Annotated in this window: 16 protein-coding genes and 1 tRNA gene; all 17 read right to left on the bottom strand. The window is 45.7% G+C overall.

Features of this window, described 5'->3' with window-relative positions; genetic code table 11:
• Positions 1-19: 19 nt before the first annotated feature.
• Positions 20-2065 carry an NADH-quinone oxidoreductase subunit L gene (nuoL, locus tag ACFFJH_RS00715; RefSeq protein ID WP_390209361.1) on the bottom strand — a complete coding sequence of 682 codons (2046 nt, stop codon included), beginning with the start codon at positions 2063-2065 and terminating at the stop codon, positions 20-22.
• A gap of 77 nt (positions 2066-2142) precedes the next feature.
• Positions 2143-2451 (bottom strand): NADH-quinone oxidoreductase subunit NuoK, encoded by a 309-nt coding sequence (nuoK, locus tag ACFFJH_RS00710; protein WP_390209359.1) that lies wholly within the window; start codon positions 2449-2451, stop codon positions 2143-2145.
• Positions 2452-3102: an NADH-quinone oxidoreductase subunit J gene (locus ACFFJH_RS00705; protein ID WP_390209357.1), complete on the bottom strand. Its 651-nt coding sequence runs from the start codon at positions 3100-3102 to the stop codon at positions 2452-2454.
• Between the two features lie 17 nt (positions 3103-3119).
• On the bottom strand, positions 3120-3608 hold the full coding sequence (gene nuoI, locus ACFFJH_RS00700) for an NADH-quinone oxidoreductase subunit NuoI (protein WP_315472925.1): 489 nt from the start codon (positions 3606-3608) through the stop codon (positions 3120-3122).
• A gap of 50 nt (positions 3609-3658) precedes the next feature.
• On the bottom strand, positions 3659-4744 hold the full coding sequence (nuoH, locus tag ACFFJH_RS00695) for an NADH-quinone oxidoreductase subunit NuoH (protein ID WP_390209355.1): 1086 nt from the start codon (positions 4742-4744) through the stop codon (positions 3659-3661).
• The gene (nuoG, locus tag ACFFJH_RS00690) at positions 4744-7086 is read right to left on the bottom strand and encodes an NADH-quinone oxidoreductase subunit NuoG (protein ID WP_390209354.1); all 2343 of its coding nucleotides are present in this window, start codon (positions 7084-7086) and stop codon (positions 4744-4746) included. The genes nuoH and nuoG overlap by 1 nt, the downstream gene beginning before the upstream one ends.
• Before the next feature lie 73 nt (positions 7087-7159).
• The gene (gene nuoF, locus ACFFJH_RS00685) at positions 7160-8455 is read right to left on the bottom strand and encodes an NADH-quinone oxidoreductase subunit NuoF (RefSeq protein ID WP_390209353.1); all 1296 of its coding nucleotides are present in this window, start codon (positions 8453-8455) and stop codon (positions 7160-7162) included.
• A complete protein-coding gene (gene nuoE, locus ACFFJH_RS00680; protein ID WP_390209352.1) occupies positions 8455-8952 on the bottom strand; it encodes an NADH-quinone oxidoreductase subunit NuoE in 498 nt (165 codons plus the stop codon). The genes nuoF and nuoE overlap by 1 nt, the downstream gene beginning before the upstream one ends.
• A gap of 182 nt (positions 8953-9134) precedes the next feature.
• Positions 9135-10388, bottom strand: coding sequence for an NADH-quinone oxidoreductase subunit D (locus tag ACFFJH_RS00675; protein ID WP_390209351.1), 1254 nt, complete (start codon positions 10386-10388; stop codon positions 9135-9137).
• Positions 10389-10396: 8 nt separating this feature from the next.
• The gene (locus tag ACFFJH_RS00670) at positions 10397-10996 is read right to left on the bottom strand and encodes an NADH-quinone oxidoreductase subunit C (RefSeq protein ID WP_390209350.1); all 600 of its coding nucleotides are present in this window, start codon (positions 10994-10996) and stop codon (positions 10397-10399) included.
• A gap of 47 nt (positions 10997-11043) precedes the next feature.
• Entirely contained in the window at positions 11044-11520 is a 477-nt protein-coding gene (locus ACFFJH_RS00665; RefSeq protein WP_315473244.1) for a NuoB/complex I 20 kDa subunit family protein, read from the bottom strand.
• A gap of 17 nt (positions 11521-11537) precedes the next feature.
• Positions 11538-11897, bottom strand: a complete 360-nt coding sequence (locus ACFFJH_RS00660; RefSeq protein WP_390209349.1) for an NADH-quinone oxidoreductase subunit A — start codon at positions 11895-11897, stop codon at positions 11538-11540.
• Positions 11898-12009: 112 nt separating this feature from the next.
• Positions 12010-12094 (bottom strand) — tRNA-Leu (locus ACFFJH_RS00655).
• A 95-nt stretch (positions 12095-12189) separates the two neighbouring features.
• Positions 12190-12582 (bottom strand): preprotein translocase subunit SecG, encoded by a 393-nt coding sequence (gene secG, locus ACFFJH_RS00650; protein WP_390209347.1) that lies wholly within the window; start codon positions 12580-12582, stop codon positions 12190-12192.
• 70 nt (positions 12583-12652) lie between these two features.
• A complete protein-coding gene (tpiA, locus tag ACFFJH_RS00645) occupies positions 12653-13420 on the bottom strand; it encodes a triose-phosphate isomerase (RefSeq protein ID WP_390209346.1) in 768 nt (255 codons plus the stop codon).
• 186 nt (positions 13421-13606) lie between these two features.
• The gene (locus ACFFJH_RS00640) at positions 13607-14584 is read right to left on the bottom strand and encodes an NAD(P)H-quinone oxidoreductase (RefSeq protein ID WP_390209344.1); all 978 of its coding nucleotides are present in this window, start codon (positions 14582-14584) and stop codon (positions 13607-13609) included.
• 137 nt (positions 14585-14721) lie between these two features.
• Positions 14722-16854, bottom strand: a complete 2133-nt coding sequence (gene pnp / locus ACFFJH_RS00635; RefSeq protein WP_390209343.1) for a polyribonucleotide nucleotidyltransferase — start codon at positions 16852-16854, stop codon at positions 14722-14724.
• Positions 16855-16954 lie beyond the last annotated feature (100 nt).

Here is a 16954-nt window from a genome sequence, read left to right as displayed (position 1 = left end):
ATTATCTTATTATGGTCACTTATTTAGTAAACGGTGTAGGTACAAAATGCATGAAGTAAATCAAGAAGCCCAATACACCCAAAATCATTACCAGTGCATAGTGGTAGATGAAACCAGTCTGGAACAAACGAACCAACTTGGAAAATAAACCTACCAACTTCGCACTACCATTGACAACCAAACCGTCAATCAAACCTTTATCACCGATATTCCACAAACCACCACCCAACAAACGTGCACCACCTGCAAACACGATTTCATTGAATCTGTCCATGTAATACTTATTGTCGAGCAAAGTATAAACAGCACTAAATTTCTGCTTAATCATAGTTGGAATTGCAGGTTTCACCATGTAGAAGAAATATGACAAAGCCACACCCGCCAGAGCCAACCAGAATGGTGGCGTCATCAAAGCATGTATGCCCATTGCTTGCCAACCATGGAATTCTTCCTTCAACTCTCCCATCGCATGATGCGCATGGTGATCGATGAAGATGACGTCTTTGAAGAAGTCACCATATAACATAGGTTCAATTGCATACAAACCGATGAACACGGATGGAATTGCCAATAACGCCAACGGTACCCACACCACCGCTGGGGATTCATGCGGCTTTTGACCTGGCGCCAAACCATGGTGATGATCATCATGGTGATCGTCATGACCATGTGCGTCATGTGCATGACCGAAGTTTTCTTTACCGTGGAATACCAAGAAGTACATTCGGAAAGAATAGAACGCAGTTACAAAGACACCTGCCAACACTGCAAACTTAGCAAAACCTGCACCCGGTAAGTGAGACAACATGACCGCTTCAATAATAGAGTCTTTCGAGTAAAAACCAGAGAAGAACGGTGTACCAATCAAAGCCAAAGAACCTAGCAATGAAGTAATCCAAGTGATCTTCATGTATTTACGCAAGCCACCCATATTGCGAATGTCTTGATCGTGATGCATTCCAATAATCACAGAACCAGCTGCTAAGAACAATAGAGCCTTAAAGAACGCATGTGTCATCAAATGAAATACCGCGACTGAATAGGCAGATGCACCGAGCGCCACCGTCATGTACCCCAATTGAGACAAAGTAGAGTACGCAACCACGCGTTTAATATCGTTTTGAATAATGCCAAGGAAACCCATGAACAAAGCAGTAATAGAACCGATGATCATGATAAAATTCAATGCCGTATCAGACATTTCAAACAGCGGTGACATACGTGCCACCATAAAGATACCGGCGGTAACCATGGTAGCTGCGTGAATCAGTGCAGAGATCGGCGTAGGACCCTCCATAGAGTCAGGCAACCACACGTGCAATGGGAATTGCGCAGATTTACCCATCGCGCCAATAAACAAGCAAATGCAGGCAACGGTGATCAACATCCAATCCGTACCTGGCAACATCAAAGGCGCAAGTTCCGCTTTCTTTGCGAACACTTCTGCGTAATCCATAGAGCCAGCATAAGCGACCAATAAGCCTATACCCAAGATGAAGCCGAAATCACCAACACGATTGACTAAAAAAGCTTTCATATTGGCGTAAATAGCCGTCGGCTTGGTGTACCAAAAACCGATCAACAAGTACGAAACCAAACCTACTGCTTCCCAGCCAAAGAACAACTGCAAGAAGTTGTTGCTCATCACGAGCATCAACATCGAGAATGTAAACAAAGAAATGTAAGCGAAGAAACGGTTATAGCCCTCGTCTTCAGCCATGTAACCAACTGTGTAGATATGCACCATCAATGACACAAACGTCACCACACACATCATCATCGCAGTCAAGCTATCGACCAAGAAACCAACTTCCAATTTCAAGCTACCTACCGTCATCCAGTGGTATAAAGTCGCATTGTATTTTGCACCATCTAGCACTTGCGAAAAGGTCATGCAAGAGAGAATGAACGCAATCAATACACCAAGAATAGTCGCAGAATGCGACACCTTGCGGCCGACAAGATTGCCGAAAAATTTTGTGCCTAACAGACCTGCAATCGCTGCACCAGCGAGTGGTGCTAACGGTACTGCCAGCAATAAATGTGGGTTAAGTTGCCCCGCCATAATGACCCTTTTTTATCTTTATCTTAATTCTTATAAATTCTCGAACTGCATTCAAACCAAGAAGACGATTACCTACATTAACCTTTGAGTGTGCCTAGGTCTTCGACATTGATGGTGTCCAAATTACGGAACATCACTACCAAAATCGCCAAACCAATTGCCGATTCAGCGGCCGCCACAGTCAAGATAAAGAAGACAAATATCTGCCCTGCTGCATCACCCAGATAATGTGAGAAAGCGACAAAATTCATATTCACCGCCAACAGCATCAACTCTATCGACATCAACAGCACGATAATGTTTTTGCGGTTCATGAAAATACCGACGATAGAGATAGCGAATAAGATCGCGCCCAAAATCAAAAAATGTGTCAGAGTTAAAGCCATTTATACACCTGTATTTTCTGCATTGGCAGCGCTTGCTTGCGCCTCGCCCACTGAACGATTTGATTCCGCTTTCATGCTTACCATACGAACACGATCTGCACGTTTTACTTTTACTGCGGCGGCCGGATCAAAATATTTACTGTCTTTACGTTTGCGCAAAGTTAAAGCTACTGCAGCAACAATCGCCAACAACAAAATGGCAGCAGCAACTTCAAACGCAAATACATAATTTGTGAAGATCTCGATACCCAAGGCTTTAGTAACACCAATCTCGGCAGCCGCCGCTGGGACACTATTATCCGTACGCAAAAATCCTCTAAACAAGACCGCAGACATTTCTAACGCAATAACGACACCGACAATTGCTGCTAATGGCAAACGTCCCCAAAAACCTTCTCGCAACTTATCCATATTGATGTCCAACATCATAACCACGAACAAGAACAAGACCATGACCGCACCGACGTACACTAACACCAAAACGATCGCCAAAAACTCAGCTTTCAACAACAACCAAATCCCTGCCGCATTAAAAAATGCCAACACCAGAAACAATGCCGCATGCACAGGATTACGCGCAGTGATCACCTGTGTTCCAGCGATGATTAAAATCGCCGAAAACACATAAAATAAGACAGTAACAAAATCCATAATTCAGCTCTTCCAGTTTAACGGTACGCTGCATCGGCTTGACGAGCCGCAGCAATTTCTGGTTCATAACGATCACCAACTGCAAGCAGCATCTCTTTGGTGAAATACAGATCGCCACGTTTCTCGCCGTGATATTCCAACACATGGGTTTCTACAATAGAATCCACTGGACAAGATTCTTCGCAAAATCCGCAGAAAATACATTTAGTTAAATCTATGTCGTAACGTGTAGTACGACGTGAGCCGTCCTCACGCTGATCCGATTCAATCGTAATCGCCATTGCCGGGCAAACCGCTTCGCATAATTTGCATGCGATGCAGCGCTCTTCTCCGTTTGGATAACGACGCAAAGCATGCAATCCACGAAAACGCGGTGATTGCGGTGTTTTTTCTTCCGGAAATTGCACCGTGATTTTACGCGCAAACATATAGCGACCAGTCAAAGCCAAACCTTTGATCAACTCGCGCAGCATCAAGCTGCCAAAGAAATCCTTAATTGCTTCCATTATTTGCTTCCATTATCTGCTAGCGTTGTTTTTCAGCTATTTTGAGCCGATTACTTCCAAATATTCCAAGAGGTTTGCATCCATGCAGCGACCATGACCAAGTACACCAGCGTCAACGGAATAAATACCTTCCAACCTAAACGCATAATCTGATCGTAACGATAGCGTGGGAAAGAAGCACGTGCCCAAATAAACATAGACACCACGACGAAAGTTTTCAAACCTAACCAAATCCAACCAGGCAAATAAGCCAATAGACCTAATACAGGCACGGCATGACCTATCGGAGAATTCCAACCACCAAGGAACATCAAAGATGCCAAGGCTGAAATCAAAATCATATTGGCGTATTCAGCCAAGAAGAACATCGCAAATGACATACCTGAATACTCAACCATGTGACCCGCAACGATCTCGGATTCACCTTCTACGACGTCGAAAGGATGGCGATTAGTTTCTGCAATACCGGAAATCACATAGATCACGAACATAGGTAATAAAGGCAACCAGTTCCATGACAAGAAATTCCAACCGTGCTCGGCGAAATAACCTTTCATTTGTCCATTGACGACGTCAGACAAATTCAAACTACCAGAAACCATCAACACAATCACTAAGACAAAACCCATCGCGATTTCATAGGAAACCATCTGTGCTGAAGCACGCATAGCACCCAAGAATGCGTACTTAGAATTGGATGCCCAGCCTGCGATAATGATGCCGTACACTTCCATGGAGGTGATTGCCATAATCAACAACAAGCCAGCATTGACATTTGCCAACACCACTTCAGGTCCAAAAGGAACCACTGACCACGCCGCCAAAGCCGGCATAATCGTCATAATTGGTGCAATAACGAACAACACTTTATTAGCTTTTGCCGGAATGATGATCTCTTTAAGCAATAGCTTTAAAGCGTCAGCAATCGGTTGCAATAAACCTGCAGGACCGACACGATTTGGGCCAAGACGCACATGCATCCAGCCTATCATTTTACGTTCCCACAGCGTCAAATAAGCTACGCAGCCCATGACTGGCAAAGTAATACAAACTATCTTGACTAAAGTCCAGACTAAAGGCCACAAACCACCAAGATATTGCACACCGTAGGATTGAACCGTATCTAAAAAATTCATTATGCACGCTCCACATTAATTGGGCCGAACATCGCACCCAGTTGATGCGTTGCCAAAACACCAGCAGCCACGCGTACCACTGTCGCAGGCAAGGATTTATCGAGTTTCGCTGCACCCAATACTGAAGCATCCGCTTGCGTCAACTTCACAAAGTCACCATCTGCAATACCAAGGCGAGCAAACTCCGCAGCACTCAAACTAATCGCTGCTGCTTTTGCATCGGCCGTACGCTGCAAGGATTCAGAACGACGCACAATCGCGTCAGTGCTGTAGATAGGTACATCAGAAACACGTTCCAAGCCACTAGCGGGGGTGGAAGATGCGATCGCGACATCTGCGATATTGTTCAACTTAGCGGACAAATCGGTTTGGCCTTGAGCGAGAGCTTGACCCAGCACTGCATCACGAACTGCTTCTGCTGTTTCAAAATCAAAGTTATCCAAGCCTAACAAATTACCGAGTACACGCAAGACTTTCCAAGCTGGACGCGTATCGCCTAATGGTTTAACCACACCATGGAAACTTTGTGCACGGCCTTCGCAATTGACAAACGTACCGGCTGTTTCGGTAAATGGAGAAATTGGCAGTAACACATCTGCATATTCCATGCCGTGTTTGAATGCGGACATAACGACAACCATATCGGCTTGCGCTAATACCGCTTGTGCCTGATTCGGATTGGCAAAATCAAATGTTGGCTCTGCATTCAACAGCACCACCGCTTTACGCGCATTGCTTAATACATTTGCTGCCGTATCTGCATTCGCTGGAACCGCATCAGCAAGATAAGCACCCACGGTATTGGCAGCTTCAGTTAAATAGCCAAAGCCAGCGCCCGTATTTTGCGCTATCCATTGTGCCAAGGCGTGGATCTTAGAAGCATCAGGATGTTGCGCCGCTGTATTACCTAAGAACACACCAGCCGATTGCGCTTCCGCGCCGGACAATAAGCTCGTTGCAATCGCTTGCGCCGCATCTGACACAGCGACATCAATCAAACCTGCTGGTTTAGAAATTTGTTTTACATTAGCAACCTCTGTTGCGACTTCAGCTAAGAAAGACAACCACGCAGACGGAGCAAGAACTGCTTTAGTCGCGACCTTCATCAAGAGTTCATCATCAGTCGCATGCAGAACACTTAATTTAGTGCCGGACTTAACTGCTTGACGCAAACGAGCTGCCAATAAGGGATGGTCTTTACGTAGGAAAGACCCGATCACAAACACTTGCTTCAATTGCGCAAACGCGGCAATTGACATGCCCAACCATGGTTTGATCTTGCCTGTTAAAGCAAAATCGGATTGGCGCAAACGCGTTTCGATATTCTCAGAGCCCAAGCCGCGCACCACGCGCGACAACAAGCTTAATTCTTCCAATGTGGAATGAGCAGAAGCCAAGCCAGCAATCGCATTCGCACCGTGCTCATGTTTCACATTTTTCAATCCATGTGCGACATATTCCAGCGCAGTTTGCCAGTCAGTTTCCTGCCATTGACCGCCCTGTTTCAACATTGGCTTAGTCAATCGATCCGCGCTGTTTAAACCTTCATAAGCGAAACGATCTTTGTCGGAAATCCAGCATTCATTGACCGCATCATTTTCAAATGGAACGACGCGCATTACTTTGTTATTCTTAACTTGAACGATCAAATTAGCACCCAAGCCGTCGTGCGCACTAACCGATTTACGGCGTGATAATTCCCAAGTACGTGCAGAATAACGGAATGGTTTTGAAGTCAAGGCACCCACTGGGCACAGATCAATCATGTTGCCAGACAATTCAGAATCAACCGTCTTACCAACGAACGACGTAATTTCAGAGTGTTCACCACGACCCAACATACCGAGTTCCATCACGCCTGCAACTTCTTGACCAAAACGTACACAACGTGTGCAGTGGATACAGCGACTCATCTCTTCCATTGAGATCAAAGGGCCAACATTTTTATGGAAGACAACGCGTTTTTCTTCTTCGTAGCGCGAACTGGTTTTACCGTAACCAACGGCTAAATCTTGTAATTGGCATTCACCACCTTGATCGCAAATTGGGCAATCAAGTGGATGGTTAATCAACAAAAACTCCATCACATCTTTTTGTGCTTTGACTGCTTTATCGCTATTGGAACGCACAATCATGCCTTGTGTTACAGGCGTTGCACAGGCGGGCAAAGGTTTAGGTGCTTTCTCAACCTCAACCAAACACATACGGCAGTTTGCCGCAATCGACAATTTTTTGTGATAGCAAAAATGAGGAATGTAGGTGCCAAGTTTATTAGCAGCGTCCATCACCATGCTGCCCGCAGGGACTTCTACTTTTTTGCCGTCTATTTCAATTTCAACCATGGTGTGCTCTGGGTACGCTAAAAGGACAATCAAAACCTCTTAACACAGAGGTTTAAAGTTTTTTGCATCACATTTATAAATAAGTCGGAACCAAGCAGTGTTTATGCTCGATATGATATTCAAATTCTTCACGGAAATTCTTAATAAATGCACGCACAGGCATCGCAGCGGCATCTCCTAAGGCGCAAATCGTGCGACCTTGGATACCATCAGCAACCGCATTTAACATATCTAAATCGTCTGGACGACCTTGACCATTTTCAATACGATGTACCATACGATACAGCCAGCCCGTACCTTCACGGCACGGCGTACATTGACCGCAAGATTCTTCAAAATAAAAGTAAGATAAACGCAGCAAAGATTTGACCATGCAACGCGTTTCATCCATCACGATCACCGCACCAGAACCAAGCATAGAGCCAGCCTTAGCGATGGAGTCATAATCCATGTCGGTTGCCATCATGACGTCACCGGTTAACACTGGCATAGATGATCCTCCAGGAATAACCGCTTTAATCTTTTTGCCATCGCGCATGCCACCAGCCAATTCCAGCAAGGTTGCAAATGGCGTACCGAGCGGAACTTCGTAATTACCTGGCTTCGCTACGTCACCTGACATGGAGAAAATTTTGGTGCCACCATTATTTGGCTTACCTAACGCCGCATAAGCCTCACCACCCATCGCTAATACGAAAGGTACAGCCGCAAATGTTTCTGTATTGTTGATTGTCGTTGGCTTACCATACAAACCAAAACTTGCTGGGAATGGTGGTTTGAACCGTGGCTGACCTTTTTTGCCTTCTAAAGACTCAAGCAATGCAGTTTCTTCACCGCAGATGTAAGCACCGTAGCCGTGAAACGCATGCAATTGGAAAGAAAAATCAGATCCATGAATACGATCACCCAACATGTTCGCTGCGCGCGCTTCTTCTAAAGCCTCTTCAAAGCGGTCGTAGTCAGCAAAAATTTCGCCGTGAATATAGTTGTAGCCAACCGTGATGCCCATTGCATAGGCGCCAATCGCCATCCCTTCGATCAAGGCGTGCGGATTGTAGCGAATGATGTCACGGTCTTTAAATGTACCTGGTTCACCCTCATCGGTATTACAGACCAAGTATTTTTGACCTGGGAACTGACGTGGCATAAAACTCCACTTCAAACCTGTTGGAAAACCCGCACCGCCACGACCACGCAAGGAGGAAGCTTTGAGCTCCGCAATCACTTGTTCCGGTGGGATTTTTTCGTCCAAAATACGTTTTAAAGATTGATAGCCACCACGCGCGACATAGTCTTGCAGGTGCCAATTTTTTCCATCTAAGCCAGCAAGAATCAGTGGCTTGATATGGCGATTATGTAGACTCGTCATTATTTACCTGCTTCTGTTGTTTGGCTTAATTCACTGACCAAGGCATCAATTTTGTCATTGGACATGAAGCTGCACATGCGCTTATTGTTGACCAACATGACCGGCGCATCGCCGCAAGCGCCCATGCACTCGCCTTCCATCAAAGTAAACTGTCCGTCCGCACTGGTTTCTTTGTAATCCAAACCAAGCTTTTGTTTCAAATGATGTGCTGCACGCTCACCGCCAGATAAAGCACATGGCAAGTTCGTACAAACAGTAATTTTGTGCTTACCAACTGGCTTGGTGTTGTACATATTGTAGAAGGTGGCTACCTCCTGCACTGCTACGGCAGGCATACCGATGTAATCGGCAACAAATTGCAACACTTCTGGAGATAACCAACTGGTTTCATCCTGGGCAATCGCTAAGGCCGCCATCACGGCAGACTGGCGCTGATCCGCAGGGAACTTCGCCAATTCGCGATCAATTTTCTTTAATGCTTGCTCTGATAAGACCATCGCTTTTGCCTCAAATATCAGCCCACAACGCGAGCCAATCATTTATCAATTTTTATTTCTACAAGGTGCCGTGACAATTCTATTTTAGGGATGCAATGCTAGGCATTTTTCGCTGCAATATCGAAGTATTGCGAGAGCAAACAAAAACGCAAAGCGCCCTGCGATTGAATTTAGCATGACTCCTATCGGTCGATTTCACCGAATACAATATCTTGCGTACCAATAATCGTTACTGCGTCGGCAATCATGTGGCCTTTCGCCATTTCATCCAAACCTTGCAGATGCGAGAAACCAGGTGCGCGAATTTTCATACGGTATGGCTTATTCGCACCATCCGACATAAGGTAAATACCAAACTCACCTTTTGGATGCTCAACCGCTGAATAAGCTTCACCAGCAGGAACGTGGAAACCCTCTGTGAATAATTTGAAGTGATGAATCAACTCTTCCATGTTCGACTTCATATTCACACGACTTGGTGGCGCCACCTTATGGTTAGTTGACATCACCGGACCTGGATTATTGCGCAACCACTCGACACATTGCTTAATAATACGATTTGATTGACGCATCTCTTCAACACGCACCAAATAACGATCATAGCTATCGCCATTCACACCAACTGGAATATCAAAATCCAATAAGTCATACACTTCGTAAGGCTGCTTTTTACGCAAATCCCACTCTACGCCAGAACCACGCAGCATAGGGCCAGTAAAACCCATCGCCATGGCACGCTCAGGAGATACCACACCGATACCAACCAGACGCTGTTTCCAGATACGATTATCTGTCAACAAAGTCTCATATTCATCAACGTATTTAGGGAAACGATTAGTGAATGCCTCAATGAAATCCAACAAAGAACCCTGACGATCTTCGTTCAGCAAACGCATCGCTTTTTCATTCTTCAAAATCGACGCTTTGTGTTTAGGCATTTCATCCGGCAAATCGCGATATACGCCACCTGGACGATAGTAAGCAGCGTGCATACGAGCGCCAGACACCGCCTCGTAGCAATCCATCAAATCCTCACGTTCACGGAACGCATACAAGATAACCGCCATGGCACCAACGTCAAGCGCATGAGCACCGATCCACAATAAGTGATTCAACAAGCGAGTGATCTCGTCAAACATCACGCGGATATATTGCGCACGCAACGGCACTTCCAAACCGAGCATTTTCTCAATCGCCATAACATAGGCGTGCTCATTGGACATCATCGACACATAATCGAGACGATCCATATAAGGAACAGATTGCAAGTAGGTTTTTTGCTCAGCCAATTTTTCTGTTGCGCGATGCAACAAGCCTATATGCGGATCGGCACGCTGAATAACTTCGCCGTCCAATTCAAGCACCAAGCGCAAAACACCATGTGCAGCAGGATGTTGAGGACCAAAGTTTAAGGTGTAATTTTTAATTTCAGCCATGATGCTTCTTATCCCTTAATCCCGTAATTTTCTTCACGAATAATGCGTGGCGTGTTTTCACGTGGCTCAATGGTAACTGGCTGATAAATTACACGCTTTTGATCAGCGTCATAGCGCATCTCTACATAACCAGAAACAGGGAAATCTTTACGGAAAGGATGACCAATAAAACCGTAATCAGTCAAAATACGACGCAAATCATTATGCCCATCAAACAAAATACCGAAGAAATCGAATGCTTCGCGCTCATACCAGTTTGCTGCACTCCAGACATCAACCAAGGAAGCGACAACCGGAAACTCATCATCTTCAGCAAACACGCGTACGCGCAAACGCCAATTATGCTTAATTGAAAGTAAGTGAGACACCACCGCAAAGCGCAATCCATCCCAAACACCATCGCCGTAAGTCGAATAATCGACACCACACAGATCAATCAATTCTTCAAATCGTGTAGCAGCGTTATCGCGCAAATCACGCATTACAGACAAATAGTCTTTTGCCGCGACAATGACAGTGAACTCACCTAGCGCCAATTGCGACTGCATGAGTCGCTCGCCGATGACACCCTTCACTGCCGACTCAAGATTTTCTAATTTGGTAGTCATTTTGCTTTAAGTTGTAGTTTTCGCCGACCAATAACATTTGCACCGCACTAGCGAGCAATCGTATTAGTGCGCTTAATTTTATTTTGCAATTGAATAATGCCGTAGATCAGCGCCTCAGCGGTAGGAGGACAACCTGGAACATAAATATCAACCGGAACTATGCGATCACAACCTCGCACTACAGAATAGGAATAATGATAGTAACCACCACCATTTGCACAGGACCCCATAGAGACAACCCAACGTGGCTCCGCCATTTGATCGTAAACCTTACGCAAAGCAGGCGCCATCTTATTACATAGCGTACCAGCCACAATCATCACATCCGATTGACGAGGAGACGGGCGAAAAATCACACCGAAGCGATCCATATCATAACGAGAGCAACCCGCGTGCATCATTTCAACCGCACAGCAAGCCAAGCCAAAAGTCATAGGCCACATAGAACCCGTCTGAGTCCAGTTAATCAGCTTGTCCAAACTGGTTGTAACAAAGCCTTCGCTCAATACACCTTCAATTGACATACGCTTTTCCTATCAGGTCATTCCCAATCCAGGGCGCCTTTTTTCCAGATATACCAAAATCCGACCGCAAATTCCAAGATGAAACCCAACATCACCAAGAAACCTGTCCACCCCAATTCCTTCATGGATACAGCCCAAGGAAAGAAAAAAGCAGTTTCAAGATCGAACAAAATAAAGAGAATTGCAACGAGATAATAACGCACATCAAACTTCATACGCGCATCTTCAAAGGCTTCAAAACCACACTCGTAAGCAGATGTTTTTTGACTATCAGGTCGGTGCGGCGCAATCAAACGGCCTAAGACTTGCGGAACGACACCAACCGCAACACCAACCAAAATAAAGAGAAGAACTGGGAAATAATTTTCGAGGTTCACGTTAGGCTACCCATATAAAAACGTAACATTGAGATGTTTATTGCATGATTGAGTGACGATTAAATCCACAACCACTTCCTCGATCAAGTCAGCAAAAAACTAACTTATTCATTGGTGCCGACGACGAGACTCGAACTCGTACAGCTTTCGCCACTACCCCCTCAAGATAGCGTGTCTACCAATTTCACCACGTCGGCATAAGCCCAGCATTTTACTCTGTTCACCGCAATTGTTCAACGCACAATTGCAGCAATTCAAGATTTTTTTACCAGACAAACTGATTTAAATTAAGTTATTTAGGGATTTCAGTGGTTTGACTTGCCGCACTTACTGACGCACTTTCAGGGGCACCTACTGGCGCAACTGACGCTGCTACCGAAGCGGCGCTAGCAGGCGCCGTTTTTGCGGCAGGCAAATTATCCATCACACCAACTGATGGCGCTTTATTTGCACCCAAAGACGTCAAGATCAAAGTTGCGATAAAAAACACCGCAACTGCAACCCCTGTAGATTTGGATAAAAAATTAGAAGATCCAGTTGCGCCGAACAAACTACCAGATGCACCAGAACCAAAAGACGCCCCCATATCAGCACCTTTACCATGCTGCAGCAAAACCAGACCAACAATAACTAACGCAGACAAAACCTGCACAATCATAACCAAGGTAGATAAAGAAGTTTGCATTTAAAACATCCAAGTAAAATTAATCGTTACAACAAAAATATATTCAAAAAATTTTCGTACAGCAGAAAACCTAAGCCGCCTTAATGATAGACAGAAAATCAGCCGACTTTAACGATGCACCACCAATTAACCCACCATCAATATCAGGCATAGCCAACAACTCTTGCGCATTATCAGGCTTCATACTACCGCCATACAAAATACGCACTCTATTCGCGGCAAAATCACTACGTTCAGCCAAAACCGAGCGCAACACAGCATGAACCTCCTGCGCCATCTCAGGCGTCGCTGTTTTACCCGTACCAATAGCCCACACCGGCTCGTAGGCAACAACGATACGCGCTAAAGCACCGTCATCCAAAACATCCATCACTGCACGCAACTGCGTAACGACCACTTCATTCGTTTTACCCGCTTCGCGCTGCTCCAAAGTCTCACCAACACAAACAATCGGAAAGATACCCGAACGCAAAGCCTGCAAGGCCTTCTGCGCCACTAACTCATTAGACTCATGATGATAAGCTCGACGCTCAGAGTGACCAACAATAACGTACTTACATGCAAAATCAGCCAGCATTGCCGACGATATTTCACCCGTATAAGCACCAGACAGATGCGCCGAAACATCTTGCGCACCAATCGCAATCGCAGAAGAGCTCAATAAAGACTCACATTGCGACAAGTAAATTACAGGCACACATACCAGCACCTCACAAGTAGAACCGCTCGCAGCAAGCTCAGGTGCCGCCTGCAAACTTTCAAGTAAGCTCGCATTTGCTGCGAGACCGCCATTCATTTTCCAATTTCCGGCTATTAATGTTCGTCGCTGTTGTGACATAGGCTTAAGAATTTAATTAACTGCATATTGTATCGCGGCAAGGCTGCAAGGGTCAATTTTCTAACACAAGTTTGAGGAGATACGCCTTTTTGCACCACTTATTTTGTTCCACTAAAACTCGCTCGCACAACCGAAGCACCAAGCGACATGAAGAATTGCAGCACCTAGCGGCAAAAAATACACAAATCACAACTCAAGTACAAGCTTACCAATATGTTGACTCGCTTCCATCATTTCATGAGCCTTACTCGCCTGCACCAGAGGAAAAACTTGATGTATCACGGGCTTGATAGCACCACTTTCCAAAAGTGGCCATATCTTACTGCTCAACGCTTGTGCAATTCCAGCTTTAAATTCAACAGAACGCGGACGCAGCGTTGACCCAGTCACATGCAAACGACGACGCAACACCTGCGACAGATCCAACTCAGCCTTCGCACCACCCAAAAGCGCAATCACAACTAATCGCCCATCATCAGCCAAACTATCAATATTCTTGGACAAATATTTTCCAGCAACCATATCAAGTATCACGTCCACCCCCCTACCCGCAGTTTCCGACTTAATTACTTGAAGAAAGTCCTCAGTCCGATAGTTAATCGCGCGAACCGCACCCAACTCTTCCGCCGCACGACACTTCTCATCAGATCCTGCCGTGGCAAAAACTTTAGCACCTAAAGCTCTGGCCATCTGTATTGCAGCAACACCTATCCCAGAAGTACCGCCATGCACCAACAAGCTTTCACCAACAGACAAAGCACCGCGATCAAATACATTAGACCAGACAGTAAACAAAGTTTCAGGTAGCGAAGCTGCCTCAATCAAGCTCAAACCCTTTGGAATATGCAAGCATTGCACCACAGGAGCCACGCAATATTCTGCGTAGCCACCACCCTGCACCAAAGCACAAACCGAATCACCCAGTGCAAATTCAGAGCCAGACAAATCACCACCCGCAATTTCACCCGCCACTTCCAAACCAGGCAAGTCAGACGCATTCGCTGGCACAGGATAAAGCCCCATGCGCTGCAATACATCCGGCCGATTAACACCAGCCGCCCTCACCCGTATCAATACCTGCCCTGCACTAGGAACTGGCATAGGCCGCTCACATAGTTGCAGAACTTCAGGTTCGCCATAGCGCGTAATTTCAATTGCTCGCATTATTTATATCTCATCAAAATCTAGCATAAAAGTATAAGTTCCCCATTAAAAAACCGCTCGCAGCTTCCCACGAGCGGTTTTAATTTTACGCTGATTTGTTTTCGACGATATGAAGATCATCTTCCAACAACGAGCATTTAGGCTTCTGGTGCAACCTCAGCAGGAGCCGCTGCTTCAGCTGCAGCTTTCATTGACAACTTAAAGCGACCACGATCATCCGTCTCCAACACTTTAACGCGAACTTGTTGACCTTCTTTGAGATAGTCAGCTACCGCATTCACGCGCTCATTAGCGATTTGACTGATGTGCAACAAGCCATCTTTGCCCGGCATAATTTGTACAATCGCGCCGAAGTCCAACAACTTCAATACAGTACCGTCGTAAATCTTGCCAACCTCAACTTCCGCAGTCAACTCTTCGATACGACGCTTCGCTTCTTGACCAGCTGCCGCATCAACAGAAGCGATCGTTACCACACCTTCATCGCTAATATCGATTTGCGTACCAGTTTCTTCCGTCAATGCACGAATCACTGCACCACCTTTGCCGATCACATCACGAATTTTTTCTGGATTGATCTTGATTGTAATCAGGCGTGGAGCGAAGTCAGACAACTCCACCTTACCAACTGGAACTGCTTTTTGCATTTCACCGAGAATATGATCACGACCTTCTTTAGCTTGCGCCAAAGCGACTTGCATGATTTCTTTCGTGATACCTTGAATCTTGATATCCATCTGCAAAGCAGTAATACCTTCTGCGGTACCAGCGACTTTAAAGTCCATATCGCCAAGATGATCTTCATCACCCAAGATATCGGTCAAGACGGCAAACTTATTACCTTCTTTAATCAAGCCCATCGCAATACCTGCCACATGCGATTTCATCGGCACACCCGCATCCATCAATGCCAAGCAGCCACCGCAGACAGATGCCATCGAAGATGAACCATTGGACTCAGTAATTTCAGAAACCAAACGCACTGAATAGCTAAAATCTTCTGGTGCTGGTAATGCTGCTTGTAACGCACGTTTCGCTAAACGGCCATGACCAATTTCACGACGCTTAGGTGTACCAACGCGACCTGTTTCACCAGTCGCAAACGGAGGCATGTTGTAATGCAACATGAAGCGATCAGAGTATTCGCCCATCAAAGCATCAATTTTTTGCTCGTCGCGTGAAGTACCCAATGTTGCAATCACCAAAGCCTGCGTTTCACCGCGAGTGAACAATGCAGTGCCGTGCGTACGTGGCAATACGCCAGTGCGAATTGTGATTGGACGCACAGTGCGCGTATCACGACCATCAATACGTGGCTCGCCATCCAAAATTTGAGAACGTACAATTTTAGATTCCAAGTCAAACATGATATTGCCAACTTCAGCAGAATCAGGCGCATCAACGCCAGCTGCAGCGGCTTGTTCAGCCAAAGCAGCGGAGACTGCTGCACTTGCTGCTTTCAATTGCTCAGTACGCGCTTGTTTTTCTTTAATTTGATAAGCAGAACGCAGCAAAGGCTCTGCAACTGCAGTCACAGCAGCAATCAAAGGCTCGTTCTTTGGCGCTGGCGCCCATTCAACTTCAGGCTTACCACCTTCGCTGACCAAATCATGAATCGCGTCAATCACGGTTTTCATTTGCGTATGACCGTAAACCACCGCACCCAACATCACTTCTTCAGACAATTGTTGCGCTTCAGATTCCACCATCAAAACCGCTGATTCTGTACCAGCCACCACCAAATCCATCGCTGAGGATTTTAATTGTGTCGCCGTTGGGTTTAATACATATTGTCCGTCGATATAACCAACACGTGCCGCACCTACTGGACCGTTAAATGGAATACCTGACAGGCAGATCGCTGCAGATGCACCAATCATGGATGCGATATCTGGATCAATTTCAGGATTGACTGACAAGACGTGCACAATCACCTGCACTTCGTTCAAATATCCTTCTGGGAACAATGGACGGATCGGACGGTCAATCAAACGTGAAGTCAAAGTTTCTTTTTCTGAAGGACGACCTTCACGCTTGAAGAAGCCACCAGGAATACGGCCTGCCGCATAACTCTTCTCCATGTAGTCCACGGTCAATGGGAAAAAGTCTTGACCTGGCTTTGCATCTTTTTTTGCAACAACGGTTGCCAATACCACGGTATCTTCGATCGATACCATTACCGCACCAGACGCTTGACGTGCGATTTCACCTGTCTCCAAAGTCACTGTATGTTGACCATATTGGAATGATTTTGTAACTTTATTAAACACAATGTGTCCTTTCACTATTTACTACTATTGCCGACAGATTTCCAGGCGCTGTCGTTCACCTCACCACATGCGATCCACACTGCATCGCCCCACTTCACAA

The organism is Affinundibacterium danionis (assembly GCF_042432465.1).
In the GTDB taxonomy this organism is placed as follows: domain Bacteria; phylum Pseudomonadota; class Gammaproteobacteria; order Burkholderiales; family Burkholderiaceae_D; genus Undibacterium; species Undibacterium danionis.
Note: the sequence above shows the minus strand (reverse complement) of the source record. Positions and strands in the feature narration are given on the sequence as shown.